Annotated in this window: 22 protein-coding genes, 1 other RNA gene and 2 pseudogenes; 8 read left to right on the top strand and 17 right to left on the bottom strand. The window is 36.9% G+C overall.

What is annotated here, in order from left to right:
* Positions 1 to 188 precede the first annotated feature (188 nt).
* From rnpB to B1B04_RS03830, 3 genes are all read right to left on the bottom strand, one after another.
* Positions 189 to 569, bottom strand: an RNA gene (gene rnpB, locus B1B04_RS03840) — RNase P RNA component class B.
* A gap of 60 nt (positions 570 to 629) precedes the next feature.
* Positions 630 to 923, bottom strand: a complete 294-nt coding sequence (gene gpsB / locus B1B04_RS03835; protein WP_079560008.1) for a cell division regulator GpsB — start codon at positions 921 to 923, stop codon at positions 630 to 632.
* A 117-nt stretch (positions 924 to 1040) separates the two neighbouring features.
* Positions 1041 to 2297, bottom strand: coding sequence for a ribonuclease H-like domain-containing protein (locus tag B1B04_RS03830; RefSeq protein WP_079560007.1), 1257 nt, complete (start codon positions 2295 to 2297; stop codon positions 1041 to 1043).
* A gap of 380 nt (positions 2298 to 2677) precedes the next feature.
* Between B1B04_RS03830 and B1B04_RS03825 the strand changes: the two genes are divergently transcribed.
* Positions 2678 to 3268 (top strand): hypothetical protein, encoded by a 591-nt coding sequence (locus tag B1B04_RS03825; protein WP_079560006.1) that lies wholly within the window; start codon positions 2678 to 2680, stop codon positions 3266 to 3268.
* Between the two features lie 160 nt (positions 3269 to 3428).
* Here B1B04_RS03825 and B1B04_RS26030 read toward each other — a convergent pair whose 3' ends face one another.
* Together B1B04_RS26030 and B1B04_RS26635 are read right to left on the bottom strand one after the other, a co-directional pair.
* Positions 3429 to 3803 (bottom strand): outer membrane protein assembly factor BamE, encoded by a 375-nt coding sequence (locus B1B04_RS26030; protein WP_240518186.1) that lies wholly within the window; start codon positions 3801 to 3803, stop codon positions 3429 to 3431.
* Between the two features lie 132 nt (positions 3804 to 3935).
* A pseudogene (locus B1B04_RS26635) lies at positions 3936 to 4037 on the bottom strand (S-layer homology domain-containing protein); the annotation flags it as partial.
* A gap of 402 nt (positions 4038 to 4439) precedes the next feature.
* Between B1B04_RS26635 and B1B04_RS03815 the strand changes: the two are divergent.
* Positions 4440 to 5030 carry a copper amine oxidase N-terminal domain-containing protein gene (locus B1B04_RS03815; RefSeq protein ID WP_079560005.1) on the top strand — a complete coding sequence of 197 codons (591 nt, stop codon included), beginning with the start codon at positions 4440 to 4442 and terminating at the stop codon, positions 5028 to 5030.
* A 168-nt stretch (positions 5031 to 5198) separates the two neighbouring features.
* On the opposite strand, the gene B1B04_RS26025 is transcribed toward B1B04_RS03815, so the two are convergent.
* Positions 5199 to 5333, bottom strand: coding sequence for a DUF4062 domain-containing protein (locus tag B1B04_RS26025; protein ID WP_094075063.1), 135 nt, complete (start codon positions 5331 to 5333; stop codon positions 5199 to 5201).
* 474 nt (positions 5334 to 5807) lie between these two features.
* Between B1B04_RS26025 and B1B04_RS03805 the strand changes: the two genes are divergently transcribed.
* Entirely contained in the window at positions 5808 to 6794 is a 987-nt protein-coding gene (locus B1B04_RS03805; protein WP_079560004.1) for an ETX/MTX2 family pore-forming toxin, read from the top strand.
* 48 nt (positions 6795 to 6842) lie between these two features.
* On the top strand, positions 6843 to 7151 hold the full coding sequence (locus B1B04_RS03800) for a hypothetical protein (RefSeq protein WP_079560003.1): 309 nt from the start codon (positions 6843 to 6845) through the stop codon (positions 7149 to 7151).
* Between the two features lie 35 nt (positions 7152 to 7186).
* Here B1B04_RS03800 and B1B04_RS03795 read toward each other — a convergent pair whose 3' ends face one another.
* The 3 genes from B1B04_RS03795 to B1B04_RS03785 all read right to left on the bottom strand — a co-directional run bounded on the left by B1B04_RS03795 (position 7187) and on the right by B1B04_RS03785 (position 10585).
* Positions 7187 to 9454 (bottom strand): DEAD/DEAH box helicase, encoded by a 2268-nt coding sequence (locus B1B04_RS03795; protein WP_079560002.1) that lies wholly within the window; start codon positions 9452 to 9454, stop codon positions 7187 to 7189.
* Entirely contained in the window at positions 9429 to 9812 is a 384-nt protein-coding gene (locus B1B04_RS03790) for a YppE family protein (protein WP_079560001.1), read from the bottom strand. Before B1B04_RS03790 ends, B1B04_RS03795 begins: the two co-directional genes overlap by 26 nt.
* A 578-nt stretch (positions 9813 to 10390) precedes the next feature.
* Positions 10391 to 10585 carry an endonuclease gene (locus B1B04_RS03785; protein WP_079560000.1) on the bottom strand — a complete coding sequence of 65 codons (195 nt, stop codon included), beginning with the start codon at positions 10583 to 10585 and terminating at the stop codon, positions 10391 to 10393.
* 423 nt (positions 10586 to 11008) lie between these two features.
* Between B1B04_RS03785 and recU the strand changes: the two genes are divergently transcribed.
* Positions 11009 to 11659, top strand: coding sequence for a Holliday junction resolvase RecU (recU, locus tag B1B04_RS03780; protein WP_079559999.1), 651 nt, complete (start codon positions 11009 to 11011; stop codon positions 11657 to 11659).
* A complete protein-coding gene (locus B1B04_RS03775; protein WP_079559998.1) occupies positions 11656 to 14376 on the top strand; it encodes a penicillin-binding protein 1A in 2721 nt (906 codons plus the stop codon). Before recU ends, B1B04_RS03775 begins: the two co-directional genes overlap by 4 nt.
* Positions 14377 to 14444: 68 nt before the next feature.
* On the opposite strand, the gene B1B04_RS03770 is transcribed toward B1B04_RS03775, so the two are convergent.
* From B1B04_RS03770 to B1B04_RS03745, 6 genes are all read right to left on the bottom strand, one after another.
* A complete protein-coding gene (locus B1B04_RS03770; protein ID WP_079559997.1) occupies positions 14445 to 14759 on the bottom strand; it encodes a YpoC family protein in 315 nt (104 codons plus the stop codon).
* Entirely contained in the window at positions 14756 to 15418 is a 663-nt protein-coding gene (gene nth / locus B1B04_RS03765; RefSeq protein ID WP_079559996.1) for an endonuclease III, read from the bottom strand. The genes B1B04_RS03770 and nth overlap by 4 nt, the downstream gene beginning before the upstream one ends.
* A 12-nt stretch (positions 15419 to 15430) precedes the next feature.
* Positions 15431 to 16159, bottom strand: a complete 729-nt coding sequence (locus B1B04_RS03760; RefSeq protein ID WP_079559995.1) for a DnaD domain-containing protein — start codon at positions 16157 to 16159, stop codon at positions 15431 to 15433.
* Positions 16160 to 16267: 108 nt separating this feature from the next.
* A complete protein-coding gene (asnS, locus tag B1B04_RS03755) occupies positions 16268 to 17563 on the bottom strand; it encodes an asparagine--tRNA ligase (protein WP_079559994.1) in 1296 nt (431 codons plus the stop codon).
* A gap of 28 nt (positions 17564 to 17591) precedes the next feature.
* Positions 17592 to 18785, bottom strand: a complete 1194-nt coding sequence (locus tag B1B04_RS03750; RefSeq protein ID WP_079559993.1) for a pyridoxal phosphate-dependent aminotransferase — start codon at positions 18783 to 18785, stop codon at positions 17592 to 17594.
* Positions 18786 to 18801: 16 nt separating this feature from the next.
* Positions 18802 to 19284, bottom strand: coding sequence for a cell wall elongation regulator TseB-like domain-containing protein (locus B1B04_RS03745; protein ID WP_079559992.1), 483 nt, complete (start codon positions 19282 to 19284; stop codon positions 18802 to 18804).
* 519 nt (positions 19285 to 19803) lie between these two features.
* Here B1B04_RS03745 and B1B04_RS03740 point away from each other — a divergent pair.
* Entirely contained in the window at positions 19804 to 21807 is a 2004-nt protein-coding gene (locus B1B04_RS03740) for a multicopper oxidase family protein (protein ID WP_079559991.1), read from the top strand.
* Between the two features lie 118 nt (positions 21808 to 21925).
* Here B1B04_RS03740 and B1B04_RS03735 read toward each other — a convergent pair whose 3' ends face one another.
* Both B1B04_RS03735 and B1B04_RS03730 read right to left on the bottom strand, forming a co-directional pair.
* The gene (locus B1B04_RS03735) at positions 21926 to 22105 is read right to left on the bottom strand and encodes an efflux RND transporter permease subunit (protein ID WP_079559990.1); all 180 of its coding nucleotides are present in this window, start codon (positions 22103 to 22105) and stop codon (positions 21926 to 21928) included.
* 76 nt (positions 22106 to 22181) lie between these two features.
* The gene (locus tag B1B04_RS03730; protein WP_079559989.1) at positions 22182 to 22946 is read right to left on the bottom strand and encodes a MerR family transcriptional regulator; all 765 of its coding nucleotides are present in this window, start codon (positions 22944 to 22946) and stop codon (positions 22182 to 22184) included.
* 191 nt (positions 22947 to 23137) lie between these two features.
* Between B1B04_RS03730 and B1B04_RS03725 the strand changes: the two are divergent.
* A pseudogene (locus B1B04_RS03725) lies at positions 23138 to 23329 on the top strand (hypothetical protein); the annotation flags it as partial.
* Positions 23330 to 23333 lie beyond the last annotated feature (4 nt).

Genomic DNA, 23333 nt, shown 5'->3' with positions numbered 1-23333 from the left:
TTTGATCTAGATGTTTGTTTCGAATCGTAGCGACAGAGGCATGACCAACAGTGTACAGCCTTATTCTCAAACGTATATCGCGCATGTTTAGACATGCTTCACAAGTAATTTTTTCTTACTATAGTCAAAAGAAAAGCTCTCCACCAAATTGGAGAGCGCTTGTCATTTCATAATAAGCATCAAAAAAATTCCATAAGCCATGTTTTGTTCCCGAGTACTCAAACAGCTATCGCCTCGTACGACCGGGTAGTAATCATCTATCTACAGAGCGAACTCTGTCCCTCTATCCGTTCAATTCCTTTTAGAGAGTGCCCCTACCATAATTTGGGTTTCTCACTCGTGGGGTTTACCTCGTTCCACCTTGCATGTTTCCAAACAAGCTACGTCACTGTGGCACTTTCAGGAAGTTTCAACCATATCATAAAGACTTAGGTTTTCCTTCCGCCGTCAGCTTTTACAGCTGCCTTACCTTATTTTTTCAGTAAGCACGAACACTACGGTCATCTCAGAACCGTGCGAGCATGGACTTTCCTCTACGACGTCTAGCGCCGCAGCGATTACCAGAATTTCATGATGATAAAAAGATTATACTAGAGTTTTATGATAAATACAACATTATTGACAAAAATTTATTCGTACAATTTACTACCAAAGACATGTTTCTCTAAATTAGAAAGACGTTTTAAAATATCAAAGTTAGTCGTACCAGATGTCGATGCGACAGGTTGTCTCTTAGGTGTATTATCAATTTCTTCTTTTAACTGTTTATTTTCTTCACGAAGTTGGGCCACCGCTTTTTCGAACGTTTCATAGTCTTGTATTATCTCATCAAGAAATGAATCGACTTCTTCTACATTGTAGCCTTTAAAGTTTTTCTTAAATTCCTTTTCAAGGATCATTTTTGACGTTAATTTAATATCCATTTACATCGCCCTTCCTCACACTACGTCGTTTCATTATAGCATACTTCATCACATTATATCGTCTGAAAACATCAAATGTAAGGCAAAACTTGTCGTTTCTTGCGCTTACCCGGGAAATTATTTCTTATTTCCTAACCTGAGCAACCTCTTCTCCCAAGAAATTCCCCATTTTTGCTTTTGTTCTACTCTCCATTGCTCATTCTTCTTAATTAAATTTATACCCTCTTGCGTATAATAAAGGGCTTGGTCATAATCTTTCATTTGATGCTCATATATCATAGCTAGCTGTTCTAATACGTGCAACTTTTTTCGTTGATCAACAAAATGTAGAGAAGCAACAAATGCATCGATCGCTTCACTAAACTTTTTATTTCTTTTATGCTGTATGGCCAAATAATATTGTGCATTTCCCGCTTCAAGTGCATCAAATTGGGTCGTAACTTTCTCTAAAACCTTTACACTCTGCGAACTCTCTTTTAAATCGGCATACCACTTACCGATATTTGTAAACGTTTTGGCCGATTCTTCACCTGTCTCTTCAAATAGCAAATTTGTAGAATGGACATAAAGCGTAATCAGTGAAAGTAAATCCCATTCATTATGAAGAAGGACTTTCATCAGTGCATCAGGAACACCGCTTTTAATGGCATCTAAATATATAATAGGTGCAAGATATCCAGGTATATCTCCAATGCGGGAAAAGCCAAGCTTCTCTTCTTCCACAGATTTTAATTTCATTCGCTCCATATCATTTTTCCATAAACGCTTTGAACTATGCAATAAATCGATTTGACGTTGTGTACGTAGCTTAGGTAACTCTTTTTGGTGGAGTGTCCAACGTGTTTCAAGTTGTGGCCAGTCAAAGCTTTTTCCATTGTAAGTAATAACCGTCGCAGTTTTTTGCCAAAGCTTTGATTCAAAAAGTAACGCTGCTTCATGAGCAGGATCCGCTAAAAGATATTGAGTTAAAATAAAACTTTCATCTTCCTCTGACACTTCTAAAAAACCTAGAAGAAAAATTTGTGTACCTACACCCTTTAAGCCAGTCGTTTCCGTATCAAAAAACAATACTTTTTCATTCATTTCTAACGCATATGGATGTTCGAACTTTGCCTCTTGCCATTTTACTAATGCATCAAAAAATGACTGCAATTTATAATGACCATGCTGATAACTAAATGGATAACGCACTTGCCGTTTAAAAACAATACCGAATTCATTTTCAACAACTGTCAGTCCCGCCTTTTCCCACTGCTCTGTATAGCTTGGAGGTACAGGTTTTTGAAAAGCGGGTTTAGCCTCTTTTTTTATAGTTGTTGTCGTTTTTTTACCGAGCATTTTTTTCATTTGTAAAATTTTATTTTCGTAAGACATTACCTTCACTCATTTTCTACATTTTATATTGCTAAAACTTATAGTATTTTTTCTCATTTACTGTAATCATAACTCATCTTTTAGCTTCTGCACAAAGAGAAGGTAAAAGTAGTAAGGTTAGACGAGTGTTCTTACCACTTTTCTTTCTCCGCAGGTAAATTTAAGTGGCTATATATATATGAAGCCTTATGGATGATGTAGTTATACGGTATAGTTAGGATGTATTATAATACAATAAATAATTGAATATAGCGAAATTGGACACTTAATTCGCGCAACCGGATCAAGGAACATAAAAACAAGATATTCAAATTATCGGCACACATGCATAGGAAAATGAAAAATAAATTAAGAAATGGGGAAATTAAGGAGGTTTTAGTATGCTGAACACTTCTTCGAAACGTGCTATCGCACTAACCGTTGTTATACTCGTAATCTTTTTATCTTTGTTATTAATAATGAATATAAAACCGATTCCAGAAGTTCAGGTAGACGCAAATGAAATTACATTTAATACTCCTGAAGAACTGGATGCTGCGGCAGATCTCATTATGATCGCATCTCCATCTAAAGAGTTTATGGACCGTGAACACAAGGTAACATTTTTTGATGACGATACAATCCAAGACTACTATACTTTAACAGAAGTCCAAGTTGAAAAAGTTATTAAAGCACCTAACAACTTTCATCTTTCCAAAAATAATATGATCAAAATTATTGAACCTGTTGGAATTGTAGGTCGAGGTACAGGGAAGAGAAAGCTAGTCACTAATCAATATGAGGAGCTCAAAGAAAAAAATTCTTACATTATATTTTTACAGCAAAACTCAAAGGGACAGTACGGAATAATTAATAATAATTTAGGTAAATTTAACTTAGATAATAAAGATGCTTTAGATATGGGAGAAAAAAAATCTTCAGAGGATAAGAAGTTTAAAGATGATGTTCTCCAAAAATATTCTATCGACTAATTAACAGTTCACTTAACCGTAAAGGCACTAAACCTCACAAATTTATGGATAAAAACCTCTATACTATAAAAAAGCCCAGGCTCAAAATTAATTGAGTACCTGGGCGTTGATGATTAATAGATCAAATATGAAAACGACAGTTTGATTAAATCATTGCTTATTACTTGTAGATAATCACACTACGATCAAGCGCTAAAGATAATCCATCTCCGATCTTATCGAAAACTAAACTGGCACCTGTAGAAGTTTTAGCTTCGGTGCCCATCCAACCATAATATTTTTCACTCGTAGTTTCATATTGAAACAAACCTTTTCCTCCTAGTAAAAAACTAACTTGTTCATAACTCATACCAGACTCTAACTTTTTTAAGTTCTGTTCTGTTACTTGAGGGTATTTCTTATTGGAGGATTCATTACCACTAGCATCTTTAGACCTTACTGTGTCGTCATTGTTAAACGTTACAGTTATGCTCAAGTCTTTTGTAATTATATAATATTCACCATAATTAGAGCCTGGACTGTACTTTCCAAACATCTTAATCGAATCGTCTGATGTTGTTTTTCCAATTTCGATAGCTGCATACTTCTCAATACCATCTAAAGGAACATCTGTATCAATATAACCCTCTTCGGCTAGGTTTTGTACAACACCTGTTAATTCAGCACGCGTGACGTTGCCATTTGGTTTAAACGTACCATCTGGATAACCACTAACTATTCCCTTTTCTTGTGCCCAAATAACTGCATCTTCGTACCACGCAGCTTTGATATCCTTAAATGTTCCACTCGCTGCGCTTACAGTTAGTGTAGCCCCCCTAATATAATCGCTATGTAAATCCTAAAACAAAGCCTTTTAACGTTTTCTTCTGCGTATCCAATTTCCTCTCTTATGTACATATATTTTCCACAATTATTGATGCTATCATAGAGTCGGATATTAATATCCAAGTAAATATTGGTAACCTAAGCCATCCATCTCTTTCCAATTACAACCAATATTTTGAATTACGGTCATTTATCTAAGAGAAAAAAGCAACTTGAATAAATACAAAAATGACCAGGTCCAAATCAATTAAGAATCTGTATTTTGAAGATATTTGCTATAAAACCATGTTAATATAACCCAACTATTAGTATAATAATTACATACTTTGTTAATGGGAGGATATTTATGAAAAAATTAGTTTTATTTATTACAATGTTGTCTTTGTTTATGGCGACATCCTTAACGGCTGATGCACACCCGGGTCGTCTTGATAGTAATGGTGGTCATAACTGTTCTGATAAGTCTAAAGAAAAAGGTCTTTGCTCAGGTTATCATTATCATAATAAAGCCAACGAGCCAGTGCCTTCTACCAATATAAATCAGAAAAAACCAACACATCAAAGCACACCAGAACCAGTGCTTACAACTGTAGATGTATATATCAATAACGTTAAGCAATATTACAACCCAAGTGCTTATATTAAAAACGGAACAACTTTAGTTCCTATGAAAGCTATTTTTGTATCACTTGGTGCAACTGTTACTTATGACAATGCAACAAAAAAAGTGACTGCACACAAAGATAATAAAAAAATCGTCATTGGCATTGGAAATAAAAAAGCATACGTTAATTCAAACGGCGTTACAACTACAATTAATTTAAATCATGCAGCTGAAATTTATAAAGGAACTACTATGGTGCCTTTACGTTTTGTAAGCGAAGCACTAGGTGCAGGTATTACGTTTGATGGAGCTGTATATATTACAACAAAATAATTAGGTTGAATCACACGGGGCAGCATATTATTTAATGGTGATTTTTTATATCTTTCTAGTAAGTCTTATTCAACAATGCGATCTCGTAACCGTAAGATAATCTTTAAACTGATAAATAAAGTGGGCTTGAGGAAATAACTTGGTTATTCCTTAAGCCCTCTTTTTAATTTAATTTTGATTAATTTGATTTAAGATCCGAAGAAGTTCTATTATCCTCATTAAAATCCCTTCAACTGCTTTTTGCCTTTCATCTTTTAAATCCAGATATGTTGAAGAAACAAAAACCTGCAATTTCTTTTCCACTTAATCAGTCTCCTAGCTTTACTATACAAACATCGCATTATTTTTTGTAAAATATCCCAATGCAGTTAAGGGATAAAAATCAAAAACAGGCCTCATTTAATTAATGTTGATATGGAATTTATTAAAGTTTTAGCTTTCTAAAGAGAAGATGGATTTATTATTCAAAATTTTGCGGATACAATCTAAACCATTAAAATATTTATCTTACACTTAAACCTTGTTAAATATTGGGATATTATCTTTTATATTTTTTGTGACATTTTATATAAATCAAATGAGTCTCCTCATTAGAATTATGAGTATTTTCGTATATTTTAGTAACATTTATACCCTAAATAAACTTATATATAATAATAAACTATGTTATATTTGGTAATTTTACTAACTTTTTGGAAAATTCGCATTTTAAAATATTGTTATGTATGATTGTAATGTAATGGAAAATAAAAATATGAGGAAGCTAGGAGGAAAGATATGAAGAAAAAAATTACGAAAACATTATTATGTGCGACTATGGGGATAAGTATTTTAACACCCTTAGCGGTATCCGCCAAAACAGAGGATAATAACGAGCAACAATTGATTACACAGATTAACCAGAGGGAGAATAGTTTCCCTAATGTAGGACTAGGCACTCAGTGGCTTTTCCAATATTACGATAAATATTTAAGAGCGAATGGATTACTTCGTGTTGCTCCAGTTGTAACTGCGGAAGATTTAGAAGTTAAAAATTCTTATGGTCAATTAGCAATGGAACCCCAAGTAATAAGTACTACCCCACTTTGGGCTGGACAAAGTGATTTAGAAAATGCGACTGACCGTGAACAAACTTTAAATTCAACAGAATTTCGTAAAACATATACCAACACTACAACTTCTTCTACAGAACATGGATTTATGCTAGGGACTGAAACATCTCTTTCAACTGGCATACCCTTTCTAGCAGAAGGAAAAATCACCTTAAAAGCAGAATATAATTTTAATAGTACTCAGACGCATGAATCTACTGAGACTGTAGAGTATGTAGCCCCAACTCAAGCAATTATTGTTCCACCACAAACAATTGCTCGTGTAACGGCAACATTAGATGTAAAAAAAATTAAAGGTAAAATGGACCTTCATTCAGAAATTGGATTGAATAAAGAAGTATATGGTTCCGATAAAATCACAATGTATCATGTATTTGAAGGTATAAAAGGTTCGGTAAGCCTTGGTTCTATTTATGACGATGCCTACAAGCAAGCAGAAAAAGATGGGTATAGTGAAATACCTGAGATTAAAGCTCTTTCAAGAAGTACTAATAATCCCGATTACTTTTTAACTAGTGGAGTGGGGAACTTTGAATCAGAATACGGCAGTATTTTCAATGTTAAAGTTGAATTTATAAATATAAAAACCAAAAAGATTGATAAAACAGAACATATAGTTATACAACCTAAAATAAAATCACTAACAGATTGAGTGATATGCTCCCCCATTAATTGAGTACCTGGGCTTTGTCATTGGTTTATGCGTGTTCATTTATATACAATGACATCGATAGATTACTACATCATTCTCAACAAAAACTTACATCGACTTTCCGAAATTATGCATTCAAATGTTTCAATTCTTGAATCAGATCAGAGTCGATTTGGGAAATTTAAAAATGTAGCACTAGCAAAAGGTAGTGACGAGTTGAGAACAAAAAGGCTTAAGTTACTCCGCGCAACTTTGAAAAAACACCCTAACGCTTCTGGACGTCAACTAGAAGAAATTACAGGAATTAACTGTAAAATGATTTATAAATTAATTAAAGAAGAGGGCTTGAAGGAATAGTGCTAGACTTTTCCTCTCATGCCCTCTTTTTATCTCTAATTTAAAATTCGAAGTAACTCTACTACTCTTTTCTTCGCTTGTTCCAAGCTATCCTGAGCCCCTATACATGATGGGCAGCCGGATTTACAAGCACAATTTGCTACGTGCTCCAATGTCTTAATTAAAAGCTCTTCCCATAAATCATACACCTTTTCACTTAGACCAATACCCCCAGGATACTTGTCGTAAACAAAGAACGTCGGCAATTCATTATGAGCAGCCTTTACTTGTGGAACTACTGCGACATCGCTGCTGTCACATTGAATGAATATCGGAATGAATGCATTCATTGCATAAGCTGCCCCTACCATAGCGTCTGTAAGCTCCGCTTCCGACCATTCTGATGTATTTTTGAATGATAGCCAAGACGAGCTTGTATGCATTTCGTCCGGTGGTAAATAAATCGGCCCCGAACCTATATTATCATGATTTCCATTGAACTTTATTTTTTTAAATATCGTTGCCTGTGCGACTAAGCCGACATCACCGAAGCCAATAATGCCACCTTTATAATCTCGGCTCCGATCTTCTTCTAGCACCTTCATCTCAACTGCTAGATTAGCGTCAGTATAATAATCGACATCTACTTCTCGTACATAGGCTTTCTTCTCTTCCCAATCAAGCTTTTCTACTTGAAATTGAATGCCCTGATGCAAATAAATAGCCTCTTCATGTAGCAACGTCATCGCACTATGACGATCCATTTCACCAATAACCTTTGTTTGCGCAGGGACAGTCATATCAATGATTACAACATTTTCTTGCGAAGCAGAACGAAGACTAATATCATGTGCTGGAAAACGGTCACTCATCCAATGCCACTTCTCACTCGTTTTAAAAATAACGCCTTCCTCCGCTAAATAGTCAAGTAACTCCTGAATCTCATATTCACCATACGTATCATGCGTGGAAAATGGTAGCTCAAACACTGCACATTTCAAATGATCCATTAAAATTAACATATTTTCAGGATAAATACGCGCTTCCTCAGGTGCACTACCAAGTAAAAAGAGTGGATGGTTCACTACATATTGGTCAAGTGCGGCTGATTGTGCTACATAAATAATTAGCGCCTCGTCCTGACGACGGCCAGCACGACCCGCTTGCTGCCACGCACTTGCGATATTTCCCGGATACCCTGTCATGATACATGCTTGTAATTGGCCAATATCGACGCCTAATTCTAGCGCATTTGTACTCACTACGGTTTGAATAGTACCGTCGCGAAGCCCTCGTTCAATAACACGTCGCTCAGAGGGTAAATAACCTCCACGATAACCTCGTACCGATTCATCTAAAAGCTTATTGCGTGTAAGCTCCTTTAAATACGTCACAATCATTTCTACTCGCACACGACTTTTGGCAAAAATAATGGTTTGAATACCTGCTGTATATAATCTTTTAGCGAGGTCACTCACCTCCAAAACAGCACTTCGACGTACGCCAAATGTTTTATGGACGATCGGTGGGTTATAAAAAAGAAATGTCTTTTTCCCAACAGGCGCTCCAGAATCACTAATTAAGGCATGACTTTCATTTGTTAAAGCTTCCGCCAGCTCTTTTGGATTTTTAATGGTTGCTGATGTACAAATGAAAATCGGCTTACTACCATAAAACTCACAAACACGCTTCAGCCTTCGAATAACATGCGCAACATGTGAGCCAAACACACCTTTATATGTATGCAACTCATCAATGACGATATACTGTAAATTTTCAAATAGTGAAACCCATTTCGTATGATGTGGCAATATCCCCGAATGAAGCATATCCGGGTTTGTCATCACAATATGCCCTGCCTTACGTACTTTTTGACGAATGCCTGGCGCAGTATCCCCATCATACGTATAACTTAAAATTTCTTCGCCGCTCTGTTCGATTAATTCATTTAAATCATTTTTTTGATCCTGCGCTAAAGCTTTCGTAGGAAATAAATAAATAGCGCGTGCATTTTTATCTTCTACTATTTTTTGAAGTACCGGTAAATGGTAGCAGTATGATTTTCCAGATGCAGTTGGTGTTACAGCAGTAAAAGAAACACCTTCCATTGCGTAATCAAATGCCTGACGTTGATGAGTATACAGTTGTTCAATTCCTCTTGATTGAAGAGCCTTTACAAGTGAAGGATGTAAGTTGGCAGGGAAAGGTGCATATTTAGCCTCTCGCCCTTCAAGTGTTTGCCAGTGTACTATGCGTTCCTTCAATTCCTCATCATATCTCCATTCGCTTAACAGTTCACTAATGGTCCTTTTTTTCGATAACATCTGGTTGTGTCTCCTTCACTACCCGTTCTAAAATTTCCAGCGTATATGAGGTTGAATGAATCGCATCTAAAAAACGCTTTTTACTTGTTTCTTTATAAAAGGATTGCACAACAAATTGCTCCATCGATTCTGCCGCTGAAGCAATTTGTTGTATATGCATATATTTTGGTCGATTTTTTTGAATCCACACATTCGCCTCTTGTTGCCATTCTTTTAAAAGTTGGTGAATGATATCTGCGTGTGGTTTAACCTCCTCAAAAAAGTCGGGCGTACGATCCTCCTCACGCATTTGCCAGAAGCGTGAAACACATTTTTCACATTCATCTATTAATTTGGAAGTTTGCTGTAATAATAACAAATTTCGCACCTCTTCTTATTCAATTAAGGCTCATCACCAAAATGGGTGAATTTCCGTTCCAACTGGGCACTTGCTTAGGACATTTGATAAGCCATTTGGGCATCACTTTGTTCCTCTATAGGTGCTCCAAGCCTTATAACAAGGCATACATTTAAAAAATGTCTCCCAAAATTTTTGGCGATGAGCGTTAAAATATATTTTTATTATTAGGTCAGTACTACTTAAAATAAGATTGAACTACATTAATATAAACGCATAATCTCATTATAAGCTAGTTTCGAACCTGCTATTTTAAAATTCGTCTACAAAATAATTTATGCTATATGAGTAATTTCTCCCAACAATAGATAGAAGTCTTTATTTATGGCTCATCATCATAACTCGGGATTGATTTTCGTTCCACAGTCCTGAAGCCTTTATCACAAAACGTATGCTTTTTAACCTTCGTCCCACTCACGCCTTTGACCAAGGAGTCCCCTGTTTCAGTAAATGTCTAATCAAACATTGACAAATAATGTATGAAAAATGCTCATATTGAGTTAGTTACACTGCATATGAGATAAGTGTACCAAAGTCTATCATTTTTCACTACTAATAGGCGAACAAGCATTCTTTACTTGCCAGTTCTTTTCTGCTAAGCTTACTTTCTGGCTAACAGATTTGAGCTGCTCAAAAAAATGCATACTCTGTGCATTGTTTTCCAAAGACACTCTTGTTAACAGTAATTGATTGACCAGATCCAACTGCGCAACTAATTGTTTTAACTTGTTCAAAATAACGCCTCCTTTGCTTTAATTTATGTATTCCTCGTATGTATAAAATTACCTTCATGCGTGACAAAATAAGCGTAAGTTAGCTGAAAGAAGAAGTATTTCGATAAAAAGTTGAACTAGTCTATTAAATTCCCTTGTCTTGAAACTTGGAATCAAATAGAGAAGTTAGCGTGGAATACCGTATTTTCTATAAATCCGCTTGAAAATTTCATCAGTTTTTTTGGCGATTCGCGTGAAAGAGCTAATTAAATTACTTGCTATTTTTCGACTTTAAGAGGCGAAAATTGCCCAAAGATTGATCATCTGCGGGTAAATTTAACTATAAAAAATCTAGCGTCAATCATACTATTAATGGAAGTAGAGAACTGCTACTTAATCGTGGTAAACTATTGTATAATAGCAGTATTATAGAGGGTGAACTAAATGACAATTCGTTATCCGAATGGGAAATTGTATTCCCCCAATCCTACTGTTCAAAAAACGGTTAAAAAGGGGAAAGAAAAAGATGTTTCTTTTAGTAATCGAGGAAAAACACTAGAAGATGAAATTGATGAAGCAAACGATTATTATGTAAAAAGACGACTTGCTATCATTCATAAGAAACCTGTTCCCGTGCAAATCGTCAAAGTAGAGTACCCATCACGAAGTGCTGCAGTTATTCGTGAGGCTTATTTTCGAACACCGTCAACAACAGATTACAACGGTGTATGGAACGGGCGTTATATTGATTTTGATGCAAAGGAAACCGCTTCAAAAACCAGTTTTCCCCTAAAGAATATTCACTTACATCAAATGACACATATGCAGCAAGTGACGGAACAAAATGGTGTGGCCTTTATTATCGTTCGTTTCTCGGCTTTTGAACGGTATTTTATTGTGCCATATGATGTTTTACAAAAGGCCTGGCTAGCGATGGAAAACGGTGAACGTAAATCGATTCCCTTTTCAACTATAGAAAAGGAAGCTTTTGAAATTCCTACAAGCTATTATCCACGTATCGATTATTTACCGATTATCCAACAGCTCATTGAAGCACAAAGTCATGGTTCTGAAAGTGAGGAGATAGTAGAATGACTGAACGTCGTCCAACACGCGGTGAGCATCAAAAAGCTCTCGCTCAAAAAAATAAAAAAAGCGCTCCGAAACCATCGAAGAAAAAATGGTTTAAGCGCATTACGCTAACACTTGTAGCAATTATGGCTGCATGTTTTATTGGTGGTGCTGGATTATTCGCCTATTACGCAAGTACCGCACCTAAATTAGATGAAAGCTTACTGAAGGACCCCGTTTCTTCTGAGTTCTATGATAAAAACGGTGAATTATTTGCCACAATTGGTGCAGAAAACCGTAAATATGTAAAATATGAAGATATACCTAAGGATATGGTTAATGCAATCCTTGCAACGGAAGATGTGCGCTTTTTCGAGCACGGTGGTATGGACTTTTACCGCCTTGGTGGAGCAATACTCGCTAACTTCCGTGATGGCTTCGGGGCACAAGGGGCCTCTACATTAACACAGCAAGTTGTTAAAAACTCATTTTTACAAAATGAGAAAAAATTAAAACGTAAAGCACAGGAAGCTTGGCTAGCCTACCAATTAGAACGTAAATATTCAAAAGAAGAAATTTTTGAAATGTACTTTAATAAAATGCTGATGTCAGGTCGTGTTTATGGCTTCGGAACAGCAGCCCAATATTTCTATGGGAAAGAACTAAAAGATTTAGATTTAGCTGAAGAAGCATTACTTGCAGGTTTAGTACAGCGCCCAAATGCTTACAATCCATTAAAAAATCCTGAACTTGCGGAAAAACGCCGTAATACCGTTCTAGGATTAATGTATCAACATAAAAAAATTACAAAAGCCGAGATGGAAGAAGCAAAGAAAGTAAAAGTTACAGCTGGTCTAGCTGACGATGCGACACGTCAAAAATTTGCTGGCTCTAAATACGATGCCTTCCTTGATGTCGTTATTAATGAACTAGAGGATAACGGTGATGGTAGTGCCATGGCAGAAGGTATTAAAGTTTACACAACACTTGATCCGAATGCTCAGCAAATTGTTGAAAATATTATGAATGATGACAGTAACTTCCCAACAGAAGAAATCCAATCGGGTGTGTCTGTCATTGATACGAAAACTGGTCAAATTCAAGCAATCGGTGGCGGACGCAATTACGGGGCTGAACGCGGTTGGAACTATGCATATGACTTACAACATCAACCAGGTTCGACTATGAAACCATTACTAGATTATGGTCCAGCAATCGAAAATTTAAAATGGTCAACAGGTCAAACACTTGTGGACGAACCAATGAACTACACTAATTCGCGTCAAACGATTACAAACTGGGATAATAAATATATGGGTGCCATAACAGCACGTAAAGCTTTATATGCTTCACGTAACGTTCCAGCTGTTAAAGCATTACAAGAAGTTGGTATTGATAAAGCTAAAGAATTTATTGGTCGTTTAGGTATAAATGCTAAAAATGTTTATGAATCTGATGCAATCGGTGGTGGGGATATTACGATGTCTCCTACGCAAATGGCTGCTTCCTTTGCAGCATTTGGAAATAATGGTGTTTACACTGATCCTTATTCAATTACAAAAATCGTTTACCGTGACGGTAAAACAACAAAAGACTACACACCAGAGTCTAATGTAGCAATGAGCGATTATACAGCTTATATGGTGACAGATATGTTACGTGATGTTGTCGGCAATAAGCCGGATGCGTCAGGTACTTACGCCAATGTACCTGGATTAGATATCGCAGGTAAAACAGGTACAACGAACTACGCAGCTGCTGATTTTAGCAAGCATAATTTACCGGATACAAGTGTACCGGATTCATGGTTTGCTGGGTACACTACAAACTATTCAATCGCTATTTGGAGTGGTTATGAAGAACACTTTGATCCAATTACAACTTGGGATGAGCGTCGTTTACCACAAATTTTATTTAAACAAATTATGCAAGATATTTCGGAGAACGTTGAAACACCACGTTTCAAAAAGCCAAATTCAGTTGTTGAAGCTACAATTGAAGTAGGATCAAAGCCACTTAAATTAGCAAGTAGTTTTACTCCGAATGAGTTACGTCGAACAGAGCTATTTGTACGTGGTTCAGAGCCTAATGAAGAATCAAATAAATACGCTGCACCAGAGCTTTCTACACCTTACAATGTAAGTGCAAGCCTAGATTTAGAAGGTCAATCTATTAATATTTCTTGGGAGCATGATGCAATGCTTAATCCGGATTCAAATGAACCGCTACCAACAACCTTCGAAGTATCCGCTAAAAAAGAAGGTGGAGAGACTATTTCTCTTGGTACAGCGGATAGCAAAGGTTTAACAGTTAGCAACAAATTGGAAGATGGCAACTACACGATTTCCGTAGTAGCAGTTGTAGATGGTACACGCAGTAAACCAGGTACAACTACTTTCCAAGTAACAGGTACGGCTGAAGAAGATAAAGAGCCAGATACTCCTGAGGAACCTGATGTTGAGGAACCAACGGAACCGGACGAAAATGGCAATACCGAGGACAACGGTAACCACAATGGTAACGGAAATGATAACAATGGCAATACCGGCAACAATGGCAACGGCAACAACGGCAACGGTAATGGGAACAGCAATGGAAATGGAAATGGAAATGGTAACAACGGCAATGCAGGAAATGGCGGTACCCCGCCAGGTAACAATGGCAACAATAATGGTAGCCAGCCACCAACAACGCCAACTGACCCAACCGCTCCGGATGATGGTACCGGTAGTACTGAATAAAAAAAGTAGAGTAGCTTACCGCTACTCTACTTTTTTGTTGTTCTGATTCCTGAGATTATTTATCTGTATTACTTTTTTGTAGCCTGCAAACGTAGTCGCGCTGTTCGTTTTTTTGTTTCCTTAAATAATTCATCAAGCTGACGATAACAAGCATATTGGCTTGGCTTTGCTTTTATAAAGTTTAGTCGTTCGACACCGTTAATGGGTAATACTTCATCCCCTGCTTCCTGCACTAAACGCTCAAACAATACAACGGCCTCTTCCATCAATCCTTTTGCTTCACCATTCCTTGCATCATGTGCTGCATGAATTTTGGCTTCAAGTTCCGTCCATTCTGCAAACCAAGCATCCATTTTTTCCTTTGCGATTGCCTCTACATTCACGATTCCTTCACCAGCCCTTTTTTCAAACGCTTTTGCCCTTCTCTACAATCATCAAATAAAGGGCATGTGTGACAGCCAGGATTTTGAGCCTTACAATGATAACGACCGAAGAAAATAAGCTGATGATGTGTTTTCGACCACTTGTCCATCGGTGTTTTTTTCATAATTGTTTCTTCGACTTCTAATACTGAATCCTTCCAGCGGCAAAGCCCTAATCGTTTAGATACGCGCTCTACATGTGTATCCACTGCAAGTGCAGGAATATCAAAAGCTACAGACAACACGACATTAGCCGTCTTACGACCAACACCCGGTAACGTAACTAGTGCTTCACGATTTGCTGGTATTTCTCCCCCGTATTCCTCTAATAGTCGTTGACATAATGCTTGTATGTTCTTCGCCTTATTTCGATACAAGCCGATGGAGCGAATATCCTGTTGTAGCTCCTCTAAAGATACTGCTAAATAATCTTCAGGCTTTTTATATTTTTGAAACAATGTTTTCGTTACTTTGTTTACAAGAACATCCGTACACTGTGCAGATAATAGCGTGGCAATAGTTAGTTCAAACGGATTGTCATGCACTAGCTCACAATGTGCATCAGGGAACATACGATCCATTTCCGCTAGACAATGTTCCCATTGTTTTTTTGTTAACATGTCGGAAGCCCCCTATTCTCTTTCTTCTAACCAATTATAAAATGGTACTTTATTTGTTGACTGCGATTCTTGCTGCATTGTACGAACTGACGGTCTGTTAAATGTTTGCTTTTCGCGAAACTGCTCGCTTTGTTTTTGCGCAGCCTGTGGTGTCGTAATATTTTTCTTTTTCCACTCCAGTAATATTCGATCAATATAACGAATACTTAACTTGCCAGCAAATACAGCCTCCTTCAACGCCTCTTTAATAAGCGCCGGACTATGCTTATCGTCATCTAACCAAGACCCTATTTTTTCTAGCTCTAAAGGAGATAAAAGTCGTCCCATTTCCTCTTCAAATAATCGGAAAATCTCCCCCTCTTCTTGTCGGAGTGATGCCGCTGATTTTTGCTGTTCCTTCATTTCAATAATCTGCATAATGCGCTCCCAAAGTGGGTATACCGAGTATTTTTCATATAGTTTGCCATTTGCGTCAACGTCGCTTGTTATTTCAAGGAAACCCTTTTGCATTAATCGCTGTAGATGTGAAGTAATATCACTGCTAGGCATTGTTAGACGATTCATTAGATCATTAGGCGTTGGAAAATCATTACCCTCCGTATAGAATGCAAGTAAATGAATAACAATCAGTGCCTCATCATCCTCAATTTTTAACTCCTTATAAAACTGAAAAAAAAGCTGAGGAATTTGAATCATTCTCTGCTCAGTCCATGTACGGAGTCGATTATTATTTGCGCTCATATGATACTTGACTCCTTTTCCATCGTAAGTAGAAAAGCCGCGTAGATATATCACTACGCGACTTTTTTAATTTTACACTTTCAATACCTAAAACAAACTAGTTATAGCTTATGGATATAGGCGGTTTAGTAAACGTGGGAATGGGATTGTTTCACGAATGTGCTCCGTGCCAGAAATCCATGCCACTGTACGTTCTAATCCTAGACCGAAGCCTGAATGTGGTACAGAGCCTTGTTTACGTAACTCTAAATACCATGCATAAGCGTCTAAAGATAAATGATGTTCTTCAAGACGAGATTGTAATAAATCAAAGTCATGGATACGCTCAGAACCACCAATGATTTCACCATAACCTTCAGGTGCAATTAAATCTGCACATAATACTACATCATCGCGGTCTGGATGCGGTTGCATGTAGAATGGTTTAATGCCTACTGGGTAGCAAGTGATGAATACAGGTTTGTCAAATGAATTAGCAATTGCCGTTTCATGCGGTGCACCGAAATCATCGCCCCATTTAATATCATCAAACCCTTGTTCATGCAATAATTTTATAGCATCGTCATAAGAAATACGCGGGAATGGCGCTTTAATATTTTCAAGTTTAGATGTATCACGACCAAGTCGCTCTAAATCTAATTTGCAATTTGCCAGAACGGATTGCACAATATGCTCCACGTATTGTTCTTGTACTTCTAAGTTTTCTTCAAATTCAGCAAATGCCATTTCCAGCTCAATCATCCAAAACTCGATTAAGTGACGGCGTGTTTTAGATTTTTCAGCACGGAATGTTGGACCGAATGAGAATACTTTACCTAAAGCCATCGCAGCCGCTTCCAAGTAAAGCTGACCAGATTGAGAGAGGAATGCATCTTCATCAAAATATTTTGTATGGAATAGCTCAGAAGTACCTTCAGGTGCTGAACCCGTTAAAATTGGTGGATCCATTTTTGTAAAGCCTTTGTTGTTAAGGAACTCATAAGTTGCGCGAATAATTTCATTACGAATTTTCATGATCGCATGTTGCTTACGAGAACGTAGCCATAAGTGACGGTTATCCATTAAAAACTCAGGACCGTGCTCTTTTGGCGTAATCGGAAAATCAGTGGCAGCATGTAGTACTTCAATACCCGTTACAACAAGCTCACAACCAAAGCTTGAACGCTCATCTGCTTTAACCTCACCTGTAATGTACATGGAAGTTTCTTGAGACATACCTTTTGCAATTGCAAAAATTTCTTCGCCTACTTCTTCTTTTACAACAACGCCCTGTACAAAGCCAGAACCATCACGTAGTTGTAAAAAGGCAATTTTACCACTTGAACGTTTGTTAGATAACCAAGCACCTAGCTTGATTGTTTCGCCGATATGCTTTGGCATATCTTGAATCATAATTTTTTTCATAGAAATCCTCCAAAATTGGTTAAAAGGATTAGTCTTGCCATTTTGATTTTACAAATGAATCAATTCGACGGACTGCCTCTTCTAATAAGTCTAAAGATGTAGCATAAGATAATCGCATTGTAGTTGGTGCACCAAAGCCAGAACCTGGAATCACTGCTACGTTTGCTTCTGTTAAAATATCCGCAGCTAATGCATCTACAGAATCATAGCCAGTATGAGCCATAGCTTCTGCTACATCTGGTAATAAGTAGAATGCACCTTGTGGTTTTAATACGTTGAAGCCAGGAATCGCACTTAACTGTGGATAGATTTTTTCAAGACGTATTTCGAATGCTTGACGCATTTCTTCTACAGCATCTTGTGATCCGTTATAAGCTTCCACTGTTGCATATTGTGCAGTTGTTGTTGCGTTCGAAGTAGAGTGTGATGCAAGGTCAGTCATTGGTTTAATAATGTCCGCATCCCCTGCAGCATACCCGATACGCCAGCCTGTCATAGAGTGAGATTTGGCAACACCGTTTACAACGATTGTACGTGCTTTCACCGCATCAGATAGCTGTGCAATTGAAAAATGCTCAATACCATTGTATACAAGCTTTTCATAAATTTCATCTGACACGATTAAAATATCTTTTTCTTCTGCAACAGCAGCAATTTCAGCTAGCTCTTCGCGGGAATAAATCATACCTGATGGGTTGCTAGGAGAGTTAATGATAACTGCTTTTGTTTTATCTGTCACAGCAGCTCTTAATTGATCTGCAGTAATTTTATAGCCTTGCTCACTTGTGCCTTCCACATAAACAGGTACACCACCCGCTAATTTTACTTGCTCCGGATAAGATACCCAATAAGGAATCGGAATAATAACTTCATCGCCCTCGTTTAAAATAACTTGGAATAAAGTGTATAGAATATGTTTTGCTCCAACACCTACAATTACTTCATTCGGCTTGTATGTAAGATTGTTGTCGCGTTGAAGTTTATCGATAATAGCTTTCTTAAGTACCGGAAGACCGCCAGCAGGTGTATATTTTGTTAAGCCTTTTTCCATCGAATCAATGGCAGCATTTAAAATATTTTGTGGCGTGTTGAAGTCTGGTTCACCAGCGCCTAGGCCAATAACATCAATACCTTGCTCTTTTAACTCCTTCGCTTTCGCAGTAATGGCTAAAGTTGAAGATGGTGTTAAAGTTTTTACACGGTTTGCTAATAAATTTTTCATACGGGATCTACTCCTCTTATAAATTCGTAATGCGCTTCCACCAGTCGCCGTCCTTAAACATAATATAGACATAGTTGAGCTTATCGTGATCGTTTAGATATGAAATTTCCCAAACAGCACCTGGCTCCTCATAGCCTAATTTCACATTGAGGACTTTTTGTACATTTCCTTCCTTTTTTAAAACCGATAATGCTTCCTTTTCCGTAATACCATCTTTTAAATGCACATCCTTAATCGAATCAGCTTTTAGATTCGTCGGAACAAAGACAGCTTTTTTATCACCATATTCATCTACCCCGAACACAGTGACATACGAATGTTTGCCATTATATGTGTAGGACTCCGAGACAATTGCGAGGGCTTTGGCATCAAGTGCCAACTGCTCAGCCTGTTCTTCAATTGAATCGAATGGAGCCTCGGCTTTCCAGAGTACTAAAATACTAATGACAAGTGACAACGAAACCATAAAGACAGAAATGAAAATCAACCAGTTTTTCATATATTCACCTTATGTTTCACATCTAGCTTATTCTTTAACACGAATGCCTGATGCTTTTGCATGTTTATAACTGCGTATACATTCATTTTGCTTTCCATTTTTGTCAACCTGCTTTCTTTCCTCATACCACAACATTATACAACAATTTTGTGCTGTCGTGTTTCTTAATTTCATATATTGTACGTTGATAACATAACGTTTTCAAATGATTCGAGTAGTAATTTTTTTCTTTTTCGTTCAGCTCTAAAAAAAGTACCCTTTTTAATGTAAAAAGCCCTATTCACCACTGCAATTAGGAATACAGGAATCAATCTACTTGCTCAACTGGATTTTATTTATTGAAATGTTTTTTTTGCTCAAACGCCTTGTTTGCTTAAAATATCGAACTCCTTTAGATGCTAAAATTTTTGTATTTTTATATTCGCACAGTATCTCCATTATTGTCCTAGTCGCCCATTATTTTTACCCATATGATGAGGTAATTAGCAATTTTAAGAATTAAAAAAGGGACGTGATGTTTTGACGAAAGAAGTCAATCCTACAGATCCAGCAACAATACCAAAATTTGTGGATGAGCTGCCAAAACCGGTTACCGTTAAACCAAAATACTATAAGGGGCCTCAAAGAAAAGATTATTATGAACTTAAAATGATGCAAGCAGAGCATTGTTTCCACGAAGATTTCCCAAAATCAATTATATGGGGCTATAACGGGCTTTATCCCGGGCCAACTATTGAAGCTAAAAAAGACAAAAGCATTTATGTACGCTATCAAAACCAATTGCCCTCAGAACACTTTTTACCAATCGATTTTACACTTCATACGGCAAACGATTCTCAAGAAGTAAGAACTGTTACACATTTACATGGCGCAAATGTAGATTGGGAGAGTGACGGTCATCCCGAGGCATGGTATACACGAGATTATGCACAAACAGGTCCAAATTTCAAAAAAGAAATACATGAATATACCAATCATCAACCCGGCACAACACTGTGGTATCATGATCACGCAATGGCGATCACCCGTTTAAATGTGTATGCGGGATTAGCAGGTTTTTATTTACTGCGGGATACACTTGAAGAGCGTATTAACCTTCCTTGTGGTGACTATGAGTACCCCATTTTAATTCAAGATAAATCGTTTAATGAAGACGGCTCGCTTTTCTATCCTGATGAACCACCATTCCCCGTTCCCGTACATCCATCTATTACACCTGGCTTCGTCGGCAATACAATCGTCGTAAACGGTAAGGTCTGGCCATATTTAAATGTCGAGCCTCGTAAATATAGATTTCGTTTTCTCAATGGTTCAAATAGAAGAGGTTATATCATTAGCCTTTCAAATGATGAGCCTATGATACAAATCGGAACAGATGGAGGGTTTTTAACAGCTCCTCAAGAAATTCAATCTGTCGAGTTATTGCCGGCAGAACGAACAGATGTTATCGTTGATTTTTCAAAATTTGAGGGTCAGGATATAACGTTAATCAATTCTGATGAAGATTTTTTCGATGAACATACAAAAGTCATCATGCAATTTAAAGTATGTCTTCCTCTAAAGTGTGAGGATACTAGTGAAATACCTGAAAGACTCGCAGTATCAATGGATTTACATCCCCACGATGCAAATACTGAAAGGCATTTACCCTTATCCGCCGCGACAGATGATTTTGGTCGACCAATGTTATTATTAAATAACCGAATGTATCATGACCCTGTAACTGAAAAACCTACACTAGATAGTATAGAGATATGGAATTTCATTAATGCTACACCGTTTGATCACCCTATCCATCTTCATTTAATTCAATTCAAAATACTAGAACGACGCCCTTTCAATATGGAGCTCTATCAAAATGAAGACAGACTGGAGTTTACAGGTCCCCCTGAAAATCCGCATATCTATGAGCAAGGTTGGAAGGATACTGTAAAAGTGGAAGCTGGAAAGGTTACGAAAATTATCATGCATTGGAAGGATCATGTCGGTCATTATATGTGGCATTGCCACTTTCTAGAGCACGAAGATCATGACATGATGCGACCAATACTCGTCATGAAGGAGGTTCCCCCTATGCAAGAGCCACATACTGAAATAGAGAACCATGAAATTGAGCATTCGCCAAAACAGAATCATGGTGACTCTACTATTATAACAAGCAATAATGAGCACACTGTACCGCTCCTTAACAATATTCAAAACATCACTCCGACACATGCTTCTGTGCAAACAACTTATTTAGAAGATGAAATAGAATATATTCCGCAAACTATTCCTCTCTTAACTAGTGCCCAAAACATCACTCGCCCTACTAAAACAGCTTATTCAGAAAACAATGTGGAATATAATCAGCTATCTAAACCATTTTTGAACAATACTAAAAATATCATTTTTTCAAAAGTAGAACACTTAGAACATCATAAAGTTTCTGATATTGAAAGTATCCCTCAGCCAACCCACTCGTCTGCTGAGTTCCAAACACGCCAAAGAATATCACCTAGGCATCGGAGAAGATGGTTTTAATACTGCAGGTCTAAAACGGAGACATAAGTCGAAAACTAATTGTTTTTTAGTAAGAAACGTACAATATAAAACCGTAGGAAATCAAGGTTTATAAATTTGATTTTCTGCGGTTTTTTTATTAATCAATTCCCTTTCCATTTGCTCCCCCTATATCATTCATCGCTTGTTTAGGTGAAGCTCCTTGATAAGGGATAACTACTGTTAAATATGGCATATCAATTCTCGGATATTTTTCAATATGTAAAGTTTGTAATGAATAAATTCCTCCAACAATAATAAGTGGTATTACTAATATCATTGTTTAAGCATTTTCATACTTAAGCGGTGAACCGTTTCATATTGCACCTTCCTCAAACTATTCCTAGTAGTATTTTCTACTCCATTTGTATAACAGGCAACAATAAATCTAATTGAGTAAAGTCATCACCTCGATACCACTCAAGAATGGAGCGTGTCGGCACCCATTTATGTTGAAGCGCATATTGAAGTAATTTTATGTATCCATCCTTGATCGTTGTCATTTGTTCTTTAAATGGTAATGCCAGACATATACAAGAAGGCATATGTTCAATAAAATCACTTTCAACAAGATCATGTATTTTTGTATCTGCTGGAACACCAAAGCCGATTTGAGCTTTGATTACATCTTGACCTGATAAATAATTTAAATAATAACTTTTAATACTTATATTTAATTGTTTTAATTCGTTTGCTCTTTTTTCAAAGTGCGCGCCAAATTTACCCGTTGCTGATTGAGCTGTATACCAAATAATTTTTTCATCATTTTTATCAATCAAATAGATACCATCTCGAATCGAGTTACTTTCCAAGTAGCGTAAGCTAATATCCAGCAGATTTCGTTTTTGTTTCATTTTTTGAATCCATGTTTTCATCATTTCCTGGCGAATCGTTTCATCCTGCTCGTGTAAATAATTTTGAATTTCCTGAATTGATACATCTGCTAATCGCAAAGTGGATATTAACTTTACTGTCGCAATTTGACTATCTGTATATACTCGATAACCATTTGAACTTCTTTCCTCCGGTAACAGTAATTTTTTAGTTTCATAAAAGCGTAATGTGCTTTTAGCTATACCTGTTCTTTCAGAGAATTCCTGAATGGTCATATATTTCTTCAAATCATCACACCTCTCTTAATTCCAATGTAAACCTTCAACCAACTTGAAGGTCAATACATATTAGCGATATTTTTCTATTTTATACAATCATCCTTTATCGCCAATAAATAAAGACCCGCCTTGTAACTTTGAGTCGATATTCGTTCCGACTATGCCCCTTCCTGGATAACAGGAACCTAATTGTCAGCTAACGATTTCAGGGCGTTGGTACGTATTATTTGGATAGTTACCTTTACTGGTGTCGTTGGCTTGAGTTACATAAATACTTGGCATTTGAAAATCGGGTAGAGCAAATGCTTATTTCAACTTGTCAAAAATCTAACTATTTCACAATTGAAGCAATAAGAAAAGGCAAAGAGCACCATTTATCAGATGCTTTTTAAGCGG

Source organism: Lysinibacillus sp. KCTC 33748, assembly GCF_002237755.1.
Taxonomy (GTDB): domain Bacteria; phylum Bacillota; class Bacilli; order Bacillales_A; family Planococcaceae; genus Lysinibacillus.
The sequence above is the reverse complement of the archived record's forward strand: the minus strand, read 5'-3'. Positions and strand labels throughout refer to the sequence as shown.